This is a genomic window from Rhodococcus sp. DMU1 (assembly GCF_012272955.1).
GTDB classification, from domain to species: Bacteria; Actinomycetota; Actinomycetes; order Mycobacteriales; family Mycobacteriaceae; genus Rhodococcus; species Rhodococcus aetherivorans.
In genome coordinates this window covers 4,686,551-4,706,162 of the sequence record NZ_CP050952.1, presented here as the reverse complement: position 1 = coordinate 4,706,162, position 19,612 = coordinate 4,686,551, and the positions used below count along the sequence as shown (strand labels likewise).

The 19,612-nt window shown below is 72.4% G+C and carries 12 protein-coding genes; 4 read left to right on the top strand and 8 right to left on the bottom strand.

Going from position 1 to position 19,612, the window contains the following annotated elements; translation table 11 throughout:
• Window positions 1–69: 69 nt before the first annotated feature.
• Together HFP48_RS21455 and HFP48_RS21450 are read right to left on the bottom strand one after the other, a co-directional pair.
• On the bottom strand, window positions 70–1,410 hold the full coding sequence (locus HFP48_RS21455; RefSeq protein ID WP_230304516.1) for a YibE/F family protein: 1,341 nt from the start codon (window positions 1,408–1,410) through the stop codon (window positions 70–72).
• A 318-nt stretch (window positions 1,411–1,728) separates the two neighbouring features.
• Entirely contained in the window at window positions 1,729–2,994 is a 1,266-nt protein-coding gene (locus HFP48_RS21450; RefSeq protein ID WP_029545602.1) for a pyridoxal phosphate-dependent aminotransferase, read from the bottom strand.
• 146 nt (window positions 2,995–3,140) lie between these two features.
• Between HFP48_RS21450 and HFP48_RS21445 the strand changes: the two genes are divergently transcribed.
• The 3 genes from HFP48_RS21445 (at window position 3,141) to HFP48_RS21435 (ending at window position 5,797) form a co-directional block, all read left to right on the top strand.
• On the top strand, window positions 3,141–3,344 hold the full coding sequence (locus tag HFP48_RS21445) for a cold-shock protein (protein ID WP_003938894.1): 204 nt from the start codon (window positions 3,141–3,143) through the stop codon (window positions 3,342–3,344).
• A gap of 196 nt (window positions 3,345–3,540) precedes the next feature.
• Complete coding sequence (locus tag HFP48_RS21440) at window positions 3,541–4,692, top strand: alkane 1-monooxygenase (RefSeq protein WP_168579997.1); 1,152 nt, start codon at window positions 3,541–3,543, stop codon at window positions 4,690–4,692.
• 160 nt (window positions 4,693–4,852) lie between these two features.
• Window positions 4,853–5,797 carry a type IV toxin-antitoxin system AbiEi family antitoxin domain-containing protein gene (locus tag HFP48_RS21435; RefSeq protein WP_044475797.1) on the top strand — a complete coding sequence of 315 codons (945 nt, stop codon included), beginning with the start codon at window positions 4,853–4,855 and terminating at the stop codon, window positions 5,795–5,797.
• 139 nt (window positions 5,798–5,936) lie between these two features.
• Here HFP48_RS21435 and HFP48_RS21430 read toward each other — a convergent pair whose 3' ends face one another.
• Window positions 5,937–9,296 carry a heterodisulfide reductase-related iron-sulfur binding cluster gene (locus tag HFP48_RS21430; protein ID WP_168579996.1) on the bottom strand — a complete coding sequence of 1,120 codons (3,360 nt, stop codon included), beginning with the start codon at window positions 9,294–9,296 and terminating at the stop codon, window positions 5,937–5,939.
• A 483-nt stretch (window positions 9,297–9,779) separates the two neighbouring features.
• Here HFP48_RS21430 and HFP48_RS21425 point away from each other — a divergent pair, with 483 nt between their 5' ends.
• Window positions 9,780–10,454 carry a hypothetical protein gene (locus tag HFP48_RS21425; protein WP_065922205.1) on the top strand — a complete coding sequence of 225 codons (675 nt, stop codon included), beginning with the start codon at window positions 9,780–9,782 and terminating at the stop codon, window positions 10,452–10,454.
• 382 nt (window positions 10,455–10,836) lie between these two features.
• Here the strand turns inward: HFP48_RS21425 and HFP48_RS21420 are convergent, their stop codons facing one another.
• From HFP48_RS21420 to HFP48_RS21400, 5 genes are all read right to left on the bottom strand, one after another.
• Window positions 10,837–12,138, bottom strand: a complete 1,302-nt coding sequence (locus tag HFP48_RS21420; protein WP_065922206.1) for a S1 family peptidase — start codon at window positions 12,136–12,138, stop codon at window positions 10,837–10,839.
• Window positions 12,139–12,268: 130 nt separating this feature from the next.
• The gene (locus HFP48_RS21415) at window positions 12,269–13,597 is read right to left on the bottom strand and encodes a S1 family peptidase (protein ID WP_006934299.1); all 1,329 of its coding nucleotides are present in this window, start codon (window positions 13,595–13,597) and stop codon (window positions 12,269–12,271) included.
• Between the two features lie 92 nt (window positions 13,598–13,689).
• Entirely contained in the window at window positions 13,690–15,246 is a 1,557-nt protein-coding gene (locus HFP48_RS21410) for a hypothetical protein (RefSeq protein WP_168579995.1), read from the bottom strand.
• The gene (locus HFP48_RS21405; protein ID WP_168579994.1) at window positions 15,237–17,705 is read right to left on the bottom strand and encodes a LuxR C-terminal-related transcriptional regulator; all 2,469 of its coding nucleotides are present in this window, start codon (window positions 17,703–17,705) and stop codon (window positions 15,237–15,239) included. The genes HFP48_RS21410 and HFP48_RS21405 overlap by 10 nt, the downstream gene beginning before the upstream one ends.
• A 3-nt stretch (window positions 17,706–17,708) precedes the next feature.
• Window positions 17,709–19,523 (bottom strand): Hsp70 family protein, encoded by a 1,815-nt coding sequence (locus HFP48_RS21400; protein WP_168579993.1) that lies wholly within the window; start codon window positions 19,521–19,523, stop codon window positions 17,709–17,711.
• Between the last annotated feature and the right edge of the window lie 89 nt (window positions 19,524–19,612).

The following is a 19,612-nucleotide window of genomic DNA, read 5'->3' as shown; positions in this document are numbered from 1 at the left end:
TCCGGACGACAACAGAGGAAGAATACCTATCGTTCACCCGCCCGCCGTCGCCCGCGGACGACGAACCGGTCACCGGGCATGGCGGCCCTTGCGTGCGACGGGCTCGGGGGCGCCGGGCCGGGCCAGCAGCGCGGCGATGCCGGTGGTGAGCGGAACGGACAGAGCGAGCGCGATGCCGCCCACACACGCCCGCACCACCTCGATGGCGACGGCGTCGCCGGTGAGGACGTCCGAGATGGACCGGCCGGCGACGCTGAACAGCAGCAGCAGGGGCAGGGCGCCACCGGCGTACGCCAGCACCAGGGTGTAGACGGTGCTGGCGATGTGGTCGCGGCCGACCCGCATCGCGGAGGAGAACACCTTCCGGCGCGAGGCCGTGGGATCGAGCGCCGCCAGCTCGAACGCCGACGCCGCCTGGGTGATGGTCACGTCGTTGAGGACGCCGAGCGAACCGATGATGAAGCCGGCGAGGAGCAGGCCGGTGATGCTGACCTGCTCGAGATACAGCTGCACGTCGGTGTTCTGTTCCTCGGACAGCCCGGTCAGGTGTGTCATCCAGATCGCGAGGTACGAGAGCAGGGCGGCGAGCAGCATCGACGCAAGGGTGCCCAGCAGGGCCGAGCTGGTGCGCAGATTCACCCCGTGCGCGAGATAGAGCACCGCGTAGAGGATGATCGCGCCGCCGACCAGCGCGACGGGTACGGCGGGTTTGCCGTCGAGCAGCGCGGGGAGCATGAACACCACGAGCACCCCGAACGCGATCAGCAGGCCGATCAGGGCGCGCAGGCCACGCCACCGGGCCACGGCCACGATGACCACGGCGAACGCGGTGATGATCAGCGCGAGGGGGAGCCCGCGGGAGTAGTCGTAGAACGAGTACTGGGTGGCGCCGGACGGGTCGACCTGCCGCACCAGCCGGATCTCCTCGCCGACGCGCAGGTCCGGCTGCCCCGGGCCGGGCCCGATCTCGAGCAGGGTGCGGGTGCCCTCGTTGGGGCCCGAATCGATGGTGACGATGCTGCGCTGGCACTGGTAGGCGTCGGTCGCAGGGGGGACGGGGTCGCCGGTGAACGGGCGGCCGGCCGAACTGCTCCCGCACGGGCCGATGTCCTGCTCGACGACGGTGCCGGCCTCGGTGACGACGGCTCCGCCGCCGGTGGTCTGGAACGGGGCCGGAATGTCGACCGCCTGCCCGCTGGGCCACAGCGCGACGGCGCCGGCGAACACGGCGACGCCGATCGCGACGAGGAGTCCGACGACGACCTTCGCGGCGGTGGGTCCGACCGGGATCGGCCCGGAGAAGTGGCCGTGGCCGTGTCCGTGTCCGTGGCCGGGGGGCTCTGAGCGAGTCACCGCATCAGGGTAACGACGAGATCGCGGCGAGGTCGCATCGCGGAAGCCCGGCCGCATCCGGGGGACAAGGGCTGGTGGTGGCGGGGAGCAGGGGGGGGGTGTCCCCGCCACCGTCGACCTGATCTCGCACAGGGGGGATGGCGTGATCAGGGAGCCCAGCACGCTGAGGTGCCGTAGACAAACGTACTGGCTCTGTCGGCCCCCGGGGTAGTACCTACAGTGTGTCGGTCCTCACCGGGGTCCGGCCGCACGCTCGTTTTCGGGGGGAGTCGACGGCTCTGCCTGCGGTGACGCCGTTCGTTCGTCGCAACATATACTTTCGACAACGGTCGGCGTGTCGTGCATCCCGGGCGTGTCGCGAGCAGGTCACCGCGGTCACTGCTTGTAGCTGGACAGGAAGTTGCCGAAGCGTTCGATGGCCACCGCCAGGTCACGGGCCCACGGCAGCGTCACGATCCGCAGATGGTCCGGATCCGGCCAGTTGAAGCCGGTGCCCTGCACCATCAGGATCTTCTCCTGCAGCAGCAGGTCCTGGACCAGCTTCTCGTCGTCGTGGATCTCGTACACCTCCGGGTCGAGGCGCGGGAAGGCGTACAGGGCGCCGCGCGGCTTGACGCAGCTGACGCCGGGAATCGAGTTCAGGCGTTCCCACGCGACGTCGCGCTGCTCGAGCAGCCGGCCACCGGGCAGGATCAGGTCCTCGATGCTCTGATGCCCGCCGAGCGCCACCTGGATCGCGTGCTGGGCCGGCACGTTGGGGCACAGACGGGTCGAGGCGAGCAGGTCGATGCCCTCGAGGAACCCGCCGGCGTGGTCCTTCGGGCCGGTGATCGTCATCCAGCCCGACCGGTACCCGGCGACCCGGTAGGCCTTCGACAGGCCGTTGTAGGTCAGGCACAGCAGGTCGGGCGCGAGGGTGGCCAGGGAGATGTGCTTGGCGTCGTCGTAGAGGATCTTGTCGTAGATCTCGTCGGCGAGCAGCAGCAGCTGGTACTTGCGGGCCAGCTGCACCAGCTGCTCGAGCACCTCGAGCGAGTACACGGCACCCGTCGGGTTGTTCGGGTTGATGACCAGCAGGGCCTTGGTCTTCTCCGTGATCTTCGACTCGATGTCCTCGATGTCGGGATTCCAGTCGTTGGACTCGTCGCACAGGTAGTGCACCGGCGTACCGCCGGCCAGGGACGTCATCGCCGTCCACAGCGGGTAGTCCGGCGCCGGGATCAGCACCTCGTCGCCGTCGTCGAGCAGGGCCTGCATCGTCATCGTGATCAGCTCGGAGACGCCGTTGCCGAGGTAGACGTCGTTGATGTCGAGCTTCGGGAAGCCCGGCACGAGCTCGTAACGGGTGACGATGGCCCGGCGCGCCGACGCGATGCCCTTCGACTCCGAGTAGCCCTGGGCGTTGGGCAGGGCCGCGATCATGTCCTGCACGATCGTCTCGGGTGCCTCGAACCCGAACGGCGCCGGGTTGCCGATGTTGAGCTTCAGGATGCGGTGCCCCTCCGCCTCGAGCCGCGCGGCATGCGCGTGCACCGGCCCCCGGATCTCGTACAGCACGTTCTGCAGCTTCGCGGACTGCTCGAGCTTGCGGGTGATGCGGTGATGAAGGTGGCCCTGTTCTCCTGTACTCACGGCGTCCATGGTGCCACCCGGCCGCAACCGGGTTTCAGCCGGATTTCGCCTGCATCGCCGCGTCCACCGCGACGATCGGCCCGAAAAGTGCAATCATGACCACTTGTGACCGTTGCGTCGGGGTGACGCGCGGGTGGATTGAGGAGTCGCACGGTATGGCACAGGGAACTGTGAAGTGGTTCAACGCCGAAAAGGGTTTCGGCTTCATCGAGCAGGACGGCGGTGGACCCGACGTGTTCGTCCACTACTCGGAGATTCAGGGCTCCGGCTTCAAGTCGCTGGACGAAGGTGCCCGGGTCGAGTTCGAGATCGGGCAGGGACAGAAGGGCCCGCAGGCCCAGGGAGTCCGTCCCATCTGAGCGGGTCGTCCCGACGGTTCGACGGCGCTGCACCTACGGTGCGGCGCCGTCGCTGTATTCGGACCGGTCACAACTTCGTGGGTGGTTCGTCTCGTTTGTCCTACTATTCGGTAACATCCCGGCGCGTTGCAGACATATGGGATGTAAGAACCGTGATGTTCGGGGGACGGGCGAGACAACCAGGGGGTTGGTGTACATGGTGGGGGACGGGAGCGCGGGGGCGCGCTGGAAGGACCGGAAACGGTACCTGTGGCTGTGCGGGCTCGCCGTCCCGCTGAGCCCGTTCGTCGCGTGGCTGCTCGTCGAGTACCTGCACCTCGGTGTCTTCTGGGCGTTCGGTGCGCTGCTGATCGCGGTGATCGTCCCGCTCGTCGACCGGTTCACCGGCGTCGACAAGGCCAACCCGCCGGAAGAGGTCGTGCGCGACCTCGAGGAGGACCGGTACTACCGCTGGTGCACCTACCTGTACCTGCCGCTGCAGTACGTGGGCCTCGTCTTCGCCTGCTGGGTGTGGACCGTCGCGCCGATGGGCTGGCCCGAGCGGTTCGCGATGGCCGCCACCGTCGGCGTGGTCGGCGGCGTCGGCATCAACGCCGCGCACGAACTCGGGCACAAACGCACCGACCTCGAACGCCGGCTCGCCAAGATCGCCCTCGCCCAGTCGGGCTACGGGCACTTCTTCGTCGAACACAACCACGGTCACCATCTGCGCGTCGCCACCCCGGAGGACGCCGCGACGGCGCGGTTCGGCGAGACGTACTGGGAGTTCCTGCCGCGCTCGGTGTTCGGCGGCCTCCGGTCGGGCTGGCGGTACGAGCGTGAGCGCCTGGCCCGTCGCGGGCTGCCCTGGTGGAGCCCGCGCAACAACGTCCTGAACGCCTGGGCCCTGACCGTCGTGCTGTACGCCGGGCTGATCGCGGTCTTCGGATGGTCCGTCGCGCCCTGGCTGGTGGTGCAGGCCGTGCTGGCCGTGATGTTCCTCGAGGCCGCGAACTACCTCGAGCACTACGGTCTGCTGCGCGGCACGCGTCCGAACGGCACGTACGAGCGCGTCGCGCCGCGGCACAGCTGGAACAGCGACCACAGCTGCAGCAACCTGTTCCTCTACCACCTGCAGCGGCACAGCGACCACCACGCCAATCCGCTGCGGCGCTACCAGACGCTGCGCACGATGGACGAGGCGCCGCAGCTGCCCGCCGGCTACGCCGTCATGATCCTGCTGTCGTTCGTTCCGCCGTTGTGGCGCAAGGTGATGGACCCGCGCCTGCTCGACCACTACGACGGTGACATCTCGCGCGTGAACCTCGATCCCAAGCGCCGCGAGGAGCTGCTCGCCCGGCACGGCTGACCCGCGTGCTCGCACCAGGTGGAGCAGTCGAATCCGGTTGTCGGGACGTGGCTTCGGGTGCACGCCCGGCTGTCCACAGCCGGGCGGTTCGTCCACAGATCGGGCCGCCTCCTGCGTTTGATGCGGTGTGCGCCCGCCCGGATACGGCACCGTGACCGTCATGGGCGACGAACACGACATCATCCGGCGCGCCGCCGCACGCGAGCGCGGCGTCACCGATCGCGAGATCCGGCGGCTGTGCGGCCGCGGGCACTGGCACCGCATCCACCGCGGCGCCTATCTGCCGGCCGAGAGCTACGCACAGCTCGACGAATACGGCCGTCACCACCGGCGAGCCGTCGCCGTTGCCGGTGGGCTCCGCTCCGACGCCGCGCTCAGCCACGTCTCTGCCGCCGTCCTGCACGGCCTCGCCCTCTGGAACACCCCGCTCGGGGAGGTCCACCTGACCCGTAACCGCATCGGCGGAGCGAAGCGCACGCCGGGGCGGAACCTGCACGCGTCGCCCTTCGCTCCCGACGAGGTCACCGACGTCGGCGGGGCGCGCGTGCTCACCGTCGCCCGCACGGTCGCCGACCTCGCCCGCACCCTGCCGTTCGAGCAGGCCGTCGTCGCAGGGGATCACGCGCTGCGGCTGTGCGGGCTCACCACCGCCGACGTGATCAGCGCACTGGCTCGCAACACCCGCCATCCCGGCCACGCGAAGGGCCTGCGCGCGGCGCGGTTCCTGGACGGGCGTAGCGAGAGCGTGGGCGAGTCCCGCAGTCGCGTGCTGTTTGTCCGCGACGGGCTACCGATGCCGATGACCCAGGCGGTGATCCACGATGACCGCGGTCGGTGGCTGGCCCGGGTCGATTTCCTGCTCCCGGAACACGGGGTGATCGGCGAGTTCGACGGTCGCGTGAAGTATCGGGGCGACGACATCACCCCGGAGGAGACGGTGTGGCGGGAAAAGCAGCGCGAGGATCGTCTGCGCGACGCCGGCTGGACCGTGGTGCGCTGGGTGTGGGACGAGCTGGCTACACCCTCGGTGGTCGCCGACCGCATCCGGGAGGCGATCGCCCGGGCCGGACGTGGGCCGGGGCCCACCGGGACGTTCAGGGCCTGACGTCGAGCTTGCACCCGTCGTTGCGTGCTTGCCTCCGTTGCAGGCGTAGGCAGGAGGTGCAAGGACGGTGCAAGGGATGTCTGCTCCGGGAAACGGCGACGCCCCCCACCCGAGCGGGTGAGGGGCGTCGCCGTGGGTGCTATCCGCGCCGGCCGGGGGCCTTGGCGCCGGACCTGAAGCCCAGCGCTCCCGGCTTGGCCTGCGGCGGGGCCGGTGCCTCGGCGCCATTGGTCGGCGAGGCCTCGGTGCCATTGGTCGGCGAGGCCTCGGTGCCGTTGGTCGACGGCGCCTCGGGGGCCGGTGCCTTCTCCGGCGGTGCATCCGGATCGGGCGCCTCACCCGGGGGTGCGTGCGCCGGTTCCGGTGCCTTCGCGGGAGCCTCGGGCTTCTCCGCCGGAGGCGCGGGCCTCTCTGCCGGAGGCTTCGGCGCGGCGGCCTTGCGGGCGCCGGGAGCCTTCGCTCCGCCCTTGAACGCCAGGCCACCCGGCTTCGCCTTCGGTGGCTCGGGAGCCGCCGGAGCCTCCGTGACGGGTGCCTCGGCGGCGGGTGCCTTCGCGGGGGCCTCGGCCGCCGGTGCCGTCGCGGGGGCCTCGGCGGCCGGTGCCGGCGCGGCCTTCTTCGCACCCGGAGCCTTGAGCCCGCCCTTCATCTGCAGGCCGCCCGGCTTGGCCTTCGGAACCGACGGCGCGGCGGGGGCCTCGGCGGCCGGTGCCGTCGCGGGGGCCTCGGCAGCCGGTGCCTGCGCGGCCGGGGCGGCCGCGGCCGGAGCCGTCTTCTTGGCGCCCGGGGCCTTGAGCCCGCCCTTCATCTGCAGTCCGCCCGGCTTGGCCTTCGGGGCCGCCGGGGCCTCGGCCGGAGCGGATTCGGCAGCGGGAGCGGCCGGAGCGGCCTTCTTGGCGCCCGGGGCCTTGAGCCCGCCCTTCATCTGCAGTCCGCCCGGCTTGGCGGCCGGGGCCGCGGGAGCCTCGGCCGCGGCACCGTCGCCGGCCGCGGCACCGTCGCCGGCTGCGGGAGCCTTCGCGCCCGGGGCCTTCAGGCCGCCCTTCATCTGCAGCCCGCCCGGCTTCGAGCCGGGAGCCTTGGCGGCGCCCTTCATCTGCAGGCCGCCGGCCGGGGCCGTCTTGGGGGCCGCCGGGGTCGCGGCCGCCTCCTCGATCTCCTCGACGCGCTCCTTCCTCACCGTCTCGGCGGTCGCCTCCGCGGCCACGGCGGCCTCCGGGGTGCCGGCGGTCGCCACCGGTTCCGCGACGGGCCGCTCACGCGGGATCACCTTGATGTTCTCGCTGAGCGTCGCGGGCTCGAGACGGGTGATGGAGTCGAGCATGAGCTGGGCGACGTCGACGACCTCGACGCCCTCGCCTTCGCCCTTCTCCTGACGCGCGGTGACACCGTCGTTGAGCATGACGCGGCAGAAGGGGCAGCCGGTGGCGATCTTCGACGGATTCGTCGACAGTGCCTCGTCGACGCGGTCGATGTTGATCCGCTTGCCGATCTTCTCTTCCATCCACATGCGGGCACCACCGGCACCACAGCACATGGACCGTTCGCCGTGCCGCGGCATCTCGGTGAGCTTCGCGCCGGACGCGGCCATCAGCTCACGCGGTGCGTCGTACACCTTGTTGTGGCGGCCGAGGAAGCACGGGTCGTGGTAGGTCACGTCCTGGCTCACCGACGCCACCGGCACCAGCTTCTTCTGCCGCACCAGGCGGTTCAGCAGCTGGGTGTGGTGCACGACCTCGTAGTTCCCGCCGACCTGGGGATACTCGTTGTTGAGCGCGTTGAAGCAGTGCGCGCAGGTGACGACGATCTTGCGCCTGGAGTCCTCGACGCCCTCGAACACCGAGTTCAGGGTCTCGATGTTCTGCATCGCGAGCTGCTGGAACAGGAACTCGTTGCCCGCGCGACGGGCCGAGTCACCGGTGCAGGTCTCCTCGGCACCGAGAACCATGAACTTCACGCCGGCGGTCGCGAGCAGCTCGGCGACGGCCTTCGTGGTCTTCTTGGCCCGGTCCTCGTAGGCGCCGGCGCAGCCGACCCAGAACAGGTACTCGTAGTCGGCGAAGCTGTCCGCGTCCTGGCCGAACACCGGAACGTCGAAGTCCAGCTCGGAGATCCAGTTGAGCCGGTCCTTGGCGTTCTGGCCCCACGGGTTGCCCTTGTTCTCGAGGTTCTTGAACAGACCCGCGAGTTCGGACGGGAAGTCGGACTCGATGAGCACCTGGTAGCGGCGCATGTCGATGATGTGGTCGACGTGCTCGATGTCCACCGGGCACTGCTCGACGCAGGCGCCGCAGTTGGTGCAGCTCCACAGCGTCTCCGTGTCGATGACGGGCGCGAGCTCACCCTCGACGGTCTCGCCGACCAGCTTGCGATCGGCCTCGGCCAGGGCTGCCGCCGGGACCTTCCCGAGCTTGGCCTCGTCCGCGTTGCCCTCGGCGTCGACCAGGCCGACCTCGTCGCCGCCGAGGTCCTTGCGGCCACCGGCGAGCAGGTAGGGCGCCTTGGCGTAGCCGTGGTCGCGCAGCGAGGTGATGACCAGCTTGGGCGACAGCGGCTTACCGGTGTTCCAGGCCGGGCACTGCGACTGGCAGCGACCGCACTCGGTGCACGTGGTGAAGTCGAGCCAGCCCTTCCAGGAGAAGTCCTCGATCTGGCCGGCACCGAAGGTATCGGTGTCCGGATCGGCCGTCTCCATGTCGATGGCCTTGCCCTTCGACGTCATCGGCTTCGCGGCGCCGAGGGCGACGCCACCGTCGTCCTCGCGCTTGAAGTAGATGTTGAAGAACGCGGCGAAGCGGTGCCAGGCGACACCCCACGTGATGTTGCGGCCGACGACGTACAGCCAGACCATGCCGGACATCAGCTTGACGAACGCGAAGATCGACACCATCACGGCGCTCGCCGGCAGCAGCTTGGCGAGGTTCATCGTGAAGAAGTCGGTCCACGGGTTGGCGTGGCCGTAGGTCGCGATCTTGCCGGCCTTGACGAAGATCATGCCGAGGCCCTCGATGAGGACGACGGTCTCGACGAAGTACGCGGCCCGGAAGTCGGAGCCGGCGAAGCGGGAGAGCCGCGCGGGCTTCCGCGGGTGGTTCAGCTGCCGGATGATGATCAGCGCCGTGATTCCGATCACGGTTCCGAGGCCGAGCAGTTCGTCGATCAGGTGATAGACGGCGGTGTTGCCGATCAGCGGCCAGTGGAACGCCGGGTCGAAGGTCTGGCCGTAGGCCTCGAACCAGACGATCGCGCCGAGCATGAAGCCGACCATCACCAGCCAGTGGGCCCAGCCCACGGTGCGGAACTTGCTCATCCGGGTGTGTGCGACGAACTCGACGAGCATCTGCTTGAAGCGCGGGAAGAACGGCCGCCACCGATCCGGAGCCGGCTGGCCGATCCGGACGACGTTGACCATCTTCATCGCGCCACCGATGAACGAGTACCAGCACACCAGACTGAGCAGCACGCCGATCGTGCCCAACGTGATCGTCAGGGCATTCATAGGTGGCCTTTCGTGTCGGGGGCGGCAGCGCGCCGCCTGGTATAAGCCCACGCATCCTAACCCGAACTAAGTTACCAGCCGGTAGCTATAGGAAGTTACCGGCCGGTAGTCTAGTCTCGCGGTGCTGCGGCGCGGTGCTGAGCAGAGGTCGACCGCGTGGGGGGCGGCCGAATTGCCGCATCGCGCCGTAGCGTGAGTGTCCGCTCACGTTAAGCGTTAAACCTTTCGACTCATTGAGTCAGGCAAACCTAACGTGCGGTAGCTGGTCACGCTTCGGCATAGGTACTCGTGAGTCCGGCAACGGAGTGGCAACGGATTAGGTACATTCCGGACGCGAGGATCCGTGTGATGTCGGTTATGATGCTGCGCGAGATGTGCTTCGCGCACCCGCGATCAGGGCCTACGGTGCGCAGGGGCACATTGGTGTCAGAACTTGGGGGGCGTCCGTCGGGGGCGTGCGCCGAAGTCACAGAACGGAATCGAATGAAGTTCAGGAAGCTCGCCGCCGTCGCGGCGATGACCATCGCCGCCGTCGGCGTCACCGCCGGCACGTCCTACGCCGCACCGGCGGTCACGGCACCGGAGAAGATCAACTACGAGACCAAGGCGGAGGGCGACTCCGTCGTCACCGTCATCGACGCCGGCTCGTTCGCCGTGTCCGGCGACGGCAAGAGCGTCGAGCTGCAGGACAGCGACGGCAACGCGGTCGTGAGCCTGCCGCTGGCCATCCAGCTCGGCGACCTGCAGCTGCCCTTCGAGCGGGAGATCAGCGAGGACGGCAAGACCCTCACCCTGACGCCGGTCACCGACCCGTCGAAGGCCACCCCGGTCGAGCCCGAGGACAAGGTCGCTCCGGGCCTCAACCCGGTCAGCCTCAAGCTGAGCGACGTCGCGTCGCCCGAGGAGAACCTCAAGGCGCAGCAGAACTTCGCGTCCCAGCTCGGCATCGCCACCGCCGTCGGCGGCCTGGTGGGCACCATCATCGGTGCCATCGCAGGTTGCATTGTCGGTGTCGGTGTCGGCTGCATCCCGGGTGCCACCATCGGCGGCATCATCGGCACCATCGTTGCCGGTGGTCCGACGCTGGTCGTCGCCGGCATCGGCCTGATCAACACCCTCATGGCGCCTCCGGGCACCACGGAGTGGGCCGAGAAGTAACCCTCGCCCCTCAGCCCACTGCGGCCCCGCCACCGATCCGGTGGCGGGGCCGCAGTCGTTCTCCGGGCCAGTCAGGACTGGAGCGTGATCAGCCGGAAAAGATGCACCACGATCTCGACGGCGTAGACCACTACGTCGACGCCAACCGTTGCTAGGTCTGCTGACAACAGTCACTCACCTTCTCGTCGAACCGCCGTCAACGGACGCCGGGATATGCGACGGTCCGGCCGCGGAGCACACTCCGCGGCCGGACCTCGGGACCTCAGGATCCTAAACCGGCCGGCTGGTTTCCCGTCGTCTCGCTCGGCGCGACACGCCGCACAGCACGAGGGCCCGCCTCCGGCCGGAGGCGGGCCCTCGTGGAGCTCTCAGGGAGCGGCGATCACCAGGTGCGCACGCGCAGCCCGGGGTTCTCGGCGAGGACCGCGGAGATCGGCGTCGCGAACAACTCCGGCGACTCGCCCAGCAGGCCGCTGACCACGCCGGCAATCTCGCACATGCCGTACTGACCGACGTTGGAGGCGCTGGAGATGCCCAGGGCCAGGGTGCCGGTGACGATCGTGCCGCCGCTGTCGCCCTGCAGGGCGCACAGGTTGGTGGAGAAGCCGTTCTCCAGCACGCGGTGGCCGACCTCGACGGTCTGGCCCGAGGCGGTCACGACACCGCAGCTGTAGCCCGAGCGGACGCCGGACTTGCACGCGGGCGCGCCGACGACGGGCTCGGCGACGCCGGTGATCGGCAGCGGCGCCGCCAGCGGCACCCGCACACCGTTGTTCTCGAACCGGCCCTGGGCCTCGGCGGTCGGCCGGATCACGGCGTAGTCGCGGCCGTCCAGGCTGGTCTTCTCGAAGGTGCCGAGCTGCTGGCCGAGCTCCTCACCGAGCAGCTGGTACACCTTCGACGCGAACTGGGTGCCGGCGGACGGCCGGTTCGGGTCGCAGTGCCCGGCGGTGATGTTGACCGGGCGGTCCGAGCCGTCGACAGCGTTGAAGCCGAGCGAGCAGCGCAGGCCCTCGCCGGCGCCGAGCGCGGCGTAGGCGTCCCCGCCGAACAGGGCCGTCGGGGCGGCGAGGTCGGCGACGGGCCGCAGGTCGCCGGCGGCCGGCTCCGGGACGAGCGGCGCGGGCGCGAACAGCACCCGGGCACCCTGCAGGAAGTCGGGCAGCCGAATCCCGGCGACGTTCTCGGTACGCAGCACTACGTCGTTGTTCACGACGTCGATGGCGACGCCGCGCACCAGGTCGGCGACGGCGGGCGGCTGGGTGGCCAGCCAGTCGTTCAGCGCCTTCAGTTCGTCGCGCAGCTGCGTCTCGGTGCGGTCGGTGTCCTCGACGGTGAATCCGGCGTCCTCGGCGGCCTCGCGGGCCGCGTCGTAACCCTCGCCCTCGGTCAGCCCCACCTTCGGCGTGCCGTCCCGCTCGAGCCACACGCCGGAGAACACGGCAGCGAACTCCTCCCGCGCCGATTCGGCGAAGCGGGCCAGCTCCTGGCTGCGGGCAGCATCCGTCAGGTACCGCTCGGGGCTCATCTGCAGGTCCCGGGCCAGCGCCTCCACGAGTTCGTTCGGCAGCGCCGTCGCCTCGATCGGGGCCGGGTCGGCCTGTGCGATGGCGGCGGCAGGGCCGAGCAGCATGAGCGCTGCCGAACCGTAAACCGCTGCTCGACGGGCGAAGGAGCGTCGCATGGATGCCTTCCTCGTTGATCTCCGCGACGGTGCGCGAAGATGCCGGCCCCGGGCGGGCCGGTGCTGGACGGGACGATCATATGGGGTCGGCCGCGCGAACACCCAGCCGCGCGGCGTGGCGCGGGACCGGTCAGGCTGCAGCGCCGGTGCGCACCCGCGCGCCGGTCTCGGCCTCGATGTCCTGGATCGAGATGCCCAGGCTGGAGGTGCCACCCTGCGGTGCGAGGACGAGGTTGGCCTCCACACAGTCGGGGGCGCCGGAGCTGTTGGAACCGCTGATCACGCCGAGCGCGAGGGTGCCGGTGACGATGGCGCCGCCGCTGTCGCCGGAGAGGGTGCAGGCGGTGGTCGCGAAGCCGCGGATCGTGGTGCTCGTGCCGTCGGCACGGACCAGCTGGGTCTCGATCCGGTCGGCGGCGACGATGCCGCACGTGAAGTACGACGACTGTCCGGACTTGCACACCGGGGCGCCGGCGACGGGCGCGGCGGTGCCGGTGACGGTCAGCGTCGAGCCGTTGCCGCCGCGGATGACGGGCCGGTTCAGGCCGACGTCCTGGCCCGCCTGGTCGAGGCCGATGATGCCGTAGTCCAGGGTGCTGCCCTCGCCGACGGTCGAGCGGGTGAACGCGCCGATCTTCAGGCTCTCGTCGATGTTCTCCCGGTTGGGCAGGTAGACGGTGGAGCCGCCGTCCTCGCGGGCGACCGCGTCGCAGTGGCCGGCGGTGATGTTGGCGGCCGATCCGTCGGCGTCGACGGCGTTGAAGCCGAACGAGCAGACACCGATGCGGTCGAGCGGCGTCGAGCGGACGTCCCCGTCGGCGGTGATGTAGGTGTCGCCACCGAGCGGGCCGGGCTCGTTCGGCGGCTGGCCCGGGGTGAGCATGACCTGGACGTTGGCGATGAGCGTCGGCAGGTTCAGGGCGCGGCCGGCCGGGCTGTTGGCGATGTCGACGATCAGGCGGTTGTTGAACACGTCGATCGACGTCGCGTTCACCTGGGAGGACAGTTCGCGGGGGAGCGCGGCGACCCAGCGGTTCAGCTCGGCGAGGGACTGCTCGAGCCCGTCCGCGGACACCGGCGCGACGGTGACGTGGTAGCCGTCGTTCTCGGCCTGCCGGGCGGCGTCGGGGTTGGTGACCGCGACGACGGGCCGGCCGTCGGTGCCCAGCCATGCCCCCGCGAAGTCCTCCGGCCGTTCGGCACGGAAGCTGCGCGCGTAGTCCGCGAGTTCCTGCGCGCGTTCGGATCGCGCGAGGTACTCGTCGGCGCTGATCTTCAGGTCGCGGCTGATGGCCTCGACGAGTTCGGCGGGCAGTTGATCCGCGGGCAGCTGATCGGCCGGGGCGGCGTGGGCGGTCGCAGCGAGCGGCCCGGCCAGCAGCAGTGCCGACGCCGCCGCGACGACGACACGGCGAACGGTGGTACGAGCAGCGGCGCGCGACGCCGACGAGTGACGCATGGGGGCCCTTCGAGAATGGGTTGACGGGTTTCGTGCGCGGTCGTGCCGCGGAAGCGGACACAACCGTGTGACAGCGTACGGGACGGGGAGGGTCACCCTGCCGCCTCGGAACCGGTCGTGTCCGTTGGGTCCGGTTCCGTGGTTTCGGGGGGCGTCGACGTTGACGTCCCGGTCGGCGCGACGGTCGTGGGGGTCGTCGTCCGGGCGGGCCGGTCCCGTTCGCGGGTGGCCTCGCTCGTGGTCGGTGCGACCGTGGTCGACCGCGTGGTGGTGGACGGGGCCGGCCGGGACATCGTGGCCCGGACCGACGTGGTCGGCGGCGCGGCCTCGGCGGCGGTGCCGGGGGCGGGGGTGAGCGCCACGAGCCCGGAGTCGACGGTGGCCGGCGCCGCGTCCGGGGCGGTCGTGGTGGTGGTGGCGGTTCCGGTGCCGGTGCTCGGGGGCACCTGCACCGCGCTCGACAGCGACTCGTAGGCGGCGCCCGCCTCCCGCACGGGTGTGTCCGCGGGGGTGTCCCGCAGCGAGAACACCAGGGCGCCCATCCCGACGAGCAGCGCGACGGCCGCCGCGACGGCGCCGCCGACGACCAGCCGGTTGTGCGGGGCCCGGTCCGGGCCCCCGGGCACCGCGTCCGCCTCGGTGCCGGCCGCTGCGACAGTGCCGGCCGCTGCGACAGTGCCGGCCGCTGCGACAATGCCGGCCGCTGTGACAGTGCCGGCCGCCGCGACGGGGGCCGTGGCCGCGACGGGCGGCTCGACGGGGGCGACGGGGTCGAGCTGGGTGCGCGCCGCGGCGCCGGTGCGGACCGCCGGCATGATCCGGGTGGCGCCGAGCATGTCCGCGGAACCGGCCGCGGCGGCGAGCGCCGCGCCCCGCACCACCGCGTGCTGCGGCTGCGGCGGCAGCACGCACCGCACGCCCATACCGGCCTTCACTGTCTGCGCGACGAGTTGCGCCGCCGACGGGTCCACCGGCTCCTCGGTGCTGATCACGACGGCGTCGAGGTTGCTGACGAGCCAGCCGAACGCGCCGAGCGCGGCCGACAGCTGCGCGGGTACCGACGGGGCGTCCCCCTCGGGGTAACGGAACGAGCGGCCCGCGGCGACACCGGACCGCACGAGCGTCACCGTCGATCCGCCGGCGTCGAGGTGATAGACGGCGACGAGCCGGCCGCTCTGCTGTGCGACCCGGGCCTCGAACCAGGCCGCGACGGCCTCGGCGTCGGAGATCAGGGTGACGTGCCGCAGCCCGACGTAGTCGAGAGCGTTGCGCAGCACCGCCACGGTCGCCGGCGACCATGCGGTGGGATGTGCGGCGGCGACGGTCGCCGGGGCGTCGCCGACCAGGGGTGCGGCGTCGGCGAGCAGGCATTCCATCGCGGTCGCGACGAGGTCCTCCGCGCGGGAGAGGACGCCGTCCTCGGCGCGCACCCCGGCCGGTTCGCCCACTCGGTCGACGAAGCCGGAGAAGGAGCTGCACTCGTCGGCGGCGCCGGGGTCACGGACGCCGAGCGTTGCCGTGCCGTCGGAGTGCAGGTGCAGACGGGTGAGGCGTTCGACCGGCTCGGGGTCGGGACGGATGCCCTCGGCGGAGGTGACGGCCACGGCGGACACGATGGTGCCGACTCTCAGGCCCACGCCTACGGACATGCAGAAATCCCCCCGTTCCCACTGGTTGCCGGTTGCCGAACCTCGGCGCCGTGGCCGAGCGCACGGAGCATCGAGATGAGCTCCGATCGCGAGCCGGCGCCGAGCCGCCGCCGGATGCGCGCGACGTGATGCTCGACAGTCTTCGCGGAAATGTACAGGCGCGACCCTACTTCGCGGTAGGTCAGGCCGGCGACGACGAGGTCGGCGACCTCCGCCTCCCGGTCCGACAGGGGACTCGGCGCCGCCGGCGCGTCGGCCGCGGGCGTGGGCGCGGCGGTGCGCGGCGCGGCCGACGGGTGCCGCACGGCCCGTGCGACCTGGAGCAATGCCGTCGCCGTCGCCGTGTCGTCGACGCGCAGCGCGGCCTCGCCGGCCAACCGCGCCCCGTCCCACGGCAGGCCGATCGCGGCGAGCGATTCCGCGGCCGCCTGCACGCGCGCGGGGTCGGCATCGCCCTGCAGCACCCGCAGCCAGGCCTGCCCGGCCCGGGCCAGGGCGGCCGCGTAGGCGGTGGTCTCCGCCGCCGCCCCGAGGGCCCGGGCGTGCGGCAGCAGCTCCGCGGGCCGGTCCGCGGCGATGGCCGCCTGCACCCCGTACCAGTGCAGCGTCGCGCCCCACAGCGGCGGTTCGTCGAGGGTCGTCAGGAGATCCTGGGCCTGACCGACCAGGTGGGCGATGCGGTCGGCCTCGCCGAGCCGGACCGCGGCGAGCCACAACTCGCCGAGCGGCAGCAGGCTCAGCAGGTCCACCGAGTACTCGGCCACCACGCCCTGCGCCGCGGTCCAGGCGGCGGTCAGCGCGCCGACGTCGCCGCCTCGGCGGGCCAGGCCCACCCGCAGCCCGTGCAGGAACAGCAGGTCCCGCTGCTCGGTGGCGTGGGGGGCGAGCTCGTCGGCGGCGGCCGTCGCGGCCGGCAGGTCGCCGCCGATCAGCGCCGTCCACGCCGCGAGCAGGCGGTGCCGCACGGACGGCGCCGCGGTGGCGCGGCCGAGCACGGCGCCGGCGTGGGCGAGTTCGCCGGAGTGCAGGCACAGCAGCGCGGTGATCGCCTCCGGGGTGTCGGGCAGCAGCCGCGTCCGGTCGGCCGCCCCGTGCACCGACAGGGCCCGCGTGAGGGTGTTCATCGCGACGCGCCCGTCGCCGCCGACGGACTCGCGCAGGCCCGCGGCCAGCAGCTGCGCGGCCGCCGCGGACGACGTCGGCGCCGCGGCCTCTGTGCCGAACCGGGCGGCGGTGCCCGGGCGGCCCGCGGCGAGCTGCACCGTCGCGGCGATGGGCGCGTCGGCGCCGGCCCGTTCGGGGCCGAGCCACTCGTACAGATCCGCGCTGCGCCCCAGCATGCCGCGGCGCGCGGCGACGGTTGCGGCGATGCGGGTGGCGGCGGCCAGCTCGCCGGCGGGCAGTGCACCGGCCCGGTCGAGCAGACGGTCGGTGAGCTGTCCGGCGGTGGCGAGGTCGCCGGCGAGCCCGGCGGCCTCGGCGCGGCGCACGTCCAGCGCATCGGCGTCGGCGCCGGCACGGATCGCCGCGTCGTACAGCGTGCGGGCCTGCGCGGGCTCGGCCGCGTCGGCGAGCGTCACGAGAAGGGCGGCGAGGCGGGCGTCGGCCACCCCGGCCTCGGCGAGAGCCCGGGCGGCGTCCGCGGTCAGCAGCCCCGCGTCGAGGCGCAGCGCCGCCAGCCGGTGCGCCAGCGTGCGGACGGCGTGGGTCCCGAGGACGGCGGCGGGCACCGCGGCGGCCGCGGGGATCGGGACGTCGCCGTCGACGGTGAGCAGGCCGCTGGCCCGCGCGGCGTCGACGAGCTCGCGGGCGCGGTCCGCGTCGACGCCGAGGACGGTGGCGACCTCGAGCGGGTCGAGGGTGCCGCCGAGGCCGGCGAGGACCAGGACCCGGGGCAGGTCGGGGTCGCCGCCGCCGAGGCGGTCGCGAACGCGGGCCGCGGCGGCCCGCCGGGGATCGGTGCCGTCGCGCAACGCCGCGAGGGCCGCGTCGACGACGTCGCGGGCGCCGCCGGTCAGCCGGTGCACCGCGCGGATCGGTTCCGGGCGCGGGGTGAGACCGAGAGTTGCTGCGCGACCGGCAATTTCGCGCGGGCTGAGGGGGTGCAGTTCGACGAGCGCCGAGTGCGCGCCGAACGCGGACAGCAGCGCCCGCAGATCGCTGCGGTGCGGCCGCGGCTCCGTCGCGACGACCACCGGCCGCTCGCCGCGCCGCACCTGCTCGGCGAGCGCGAGGACCGATTCGGCGGGCAGGGTGTGCGCGTCGTCGACCACCAGCGCCGCCGGCGCGGGGGAACGCGGATCGGTTCCGACGGTGAGGCCCCGGCCGGCGAGCGTCTGCCGCACCGAGGACAGCAATGCGGACTTGCCGCTGCCGGCGGGACCGGTGAGCAGCAGCCGCGGCGGGGTCGCGGCGACGGCGTGCGCGACGTCGCGCGGCAGGGGGGTGGGCTGCGGCATCGGTCAGTTGCCGAGGAGTCCGCCGACACCGTCGACGACGCCACCGACGGCACCACCGACCCCGTCGACGACGCCGCCGACCGCGTTGCCGGTGCCGTCGAGGACCGCGCCGGCACCCTGACCGGCGCCGCCGAGCGCGTCACCGACCTGCGAGCCGTAGTTCGGGGACGGCGCGGGCGCCGGGGCGGGAGCGGGAGCCGGCGCGGGGGCGGGGACGACCGTGGTCGTGGGTGCCGGGGCGACGGTGCCGGGGGCGGGGGTGCCGGGCGCGGGGGTACCGGGGGCCGGCGCTCCCGGCGCCGCTCCGGGCGCGGGGGTGCCGGCGGGAATGCTCCCGGCGGGGGCGACGGCGCCCGGCGCCCCGGGTGTCGCCGCCGTGGCCGCGGCCTGGGTGCCCGGTGCCGCACCCGGGGTGGTGCCGCTCGTGCCGGCCCCGGTGGTCGCGGTCGTCGCCGGGCCCCCCGCCGAGGCCGGGGTCGCGCCCGGGACGGTCTCGGAGGTGGCGACGCCCGCACCGGTCTCCGAGGCGTCGGAGGTGCCGAGCGTGCCCATCGCGAGACCACCCGCGCCGAGCACGACGAGCGCAGCGGCCGCGACCACGGCGAGCACGTAGCGCCGCGAACGGGAAGGCGCCGGCGCCGCCGCCGCGGCGGCGGGGGCCGGGACGATCGCCGGGCGAACCGGCGAGACCGTCTCGGTCGGCCGGTCGTGCAGGGTCGTCACGGGCAGCGCGGTGGTGGGCACATCGTCGTCCGCCGGCGGGGTGACGGTCGCCGCGGCCGCGGAGCTCACCGGCGGCTGGGCCGCCCCGAGGGCGGCGGTGTGGGCGGGCCGCGGGCCGGCGACCACCGGAATGCCCAGCTCCGCCGAGATCAGCTCGGCGACCAGGGGGATCGCGCCGCCGCCACCGGTGAGCAGCACCCGCCCCACGTCGGACGGCTCGACCCCGGCGCCGCGCAGCGCCTCGTGCACCAGCGCGATCGACGCCTGCAGCGGGCCGCGGGCGAGTTCCTCGAACTCGTCGCGGACGAGACGCACGTCCCGCCGCACGCCGGGCAGGTCGATCGCGACGACCGTCTCGGTGTCGGTCGACAGCTGTTCCTTCGCGGCCGTCGCGCGGGCACGCAGCTCGGCCAGCGCCGCCGTCATGGGGGCGGCGAACGGATCGAAGTCGGGGACGTCGTCGCGCACGGTGTCCAGCAGATGGGTGGTGACCAGGTGGTCGAGGTGACCGCCGCACACGTCCTCGCTGCCGATCGGGCGGCCGAGGAGCACCGGCTCGGCGCCGGTGCGCAGCACCGAGACGTCGAGAGTGCGGGCGCCGAGGTCGTAGACGACGACCACGCCGTCGCCGAGGGGGCCCTGGGCGGCGTCGAGCCAGCGCACCGCGGCGACGGGTTCGGGCATCAGCGTCACGTCGGGCAGACCGGCCCGCGACAGCGCATCGCGCAACGCATCGACGGTGTAGCCGGCCCACGGCGCCGGATGCGCCACCGTGATCGTGGGCGCCTCCGGCAGGTCACGCGACGCCTCGTGCACCAGGCAGCCGATCGCCGTGGCGGTGAGGTCCTCCCCGGAGTACGACGCCCCGTTGTCGGCGAGCACCCCCACCGGATCCCCGACCCGGCTCACGAAGTCGGTGAACACCAGCGAACCCGGCGCGGCCGGACGACGACCGAGGTGCGGCGCGTCGTCGGCGGGAAGGTGCAGCTCGCTGGCGCGGGACAGGACGACCGGGCGGTACGTGTCGGCGCGATCGAACGCGGTGGCCGCCACCGAGTCCGCCGAACCGATCGTGACTCCGAGTCCTGTTGCCATGTCGTTTCGCTCCCCTGGTCGGGGCGGACGGATCCGCCGTGTCGCGTTGGATGTCGTAATCGGACACGATGTCGTTAGCCCGATTCGAG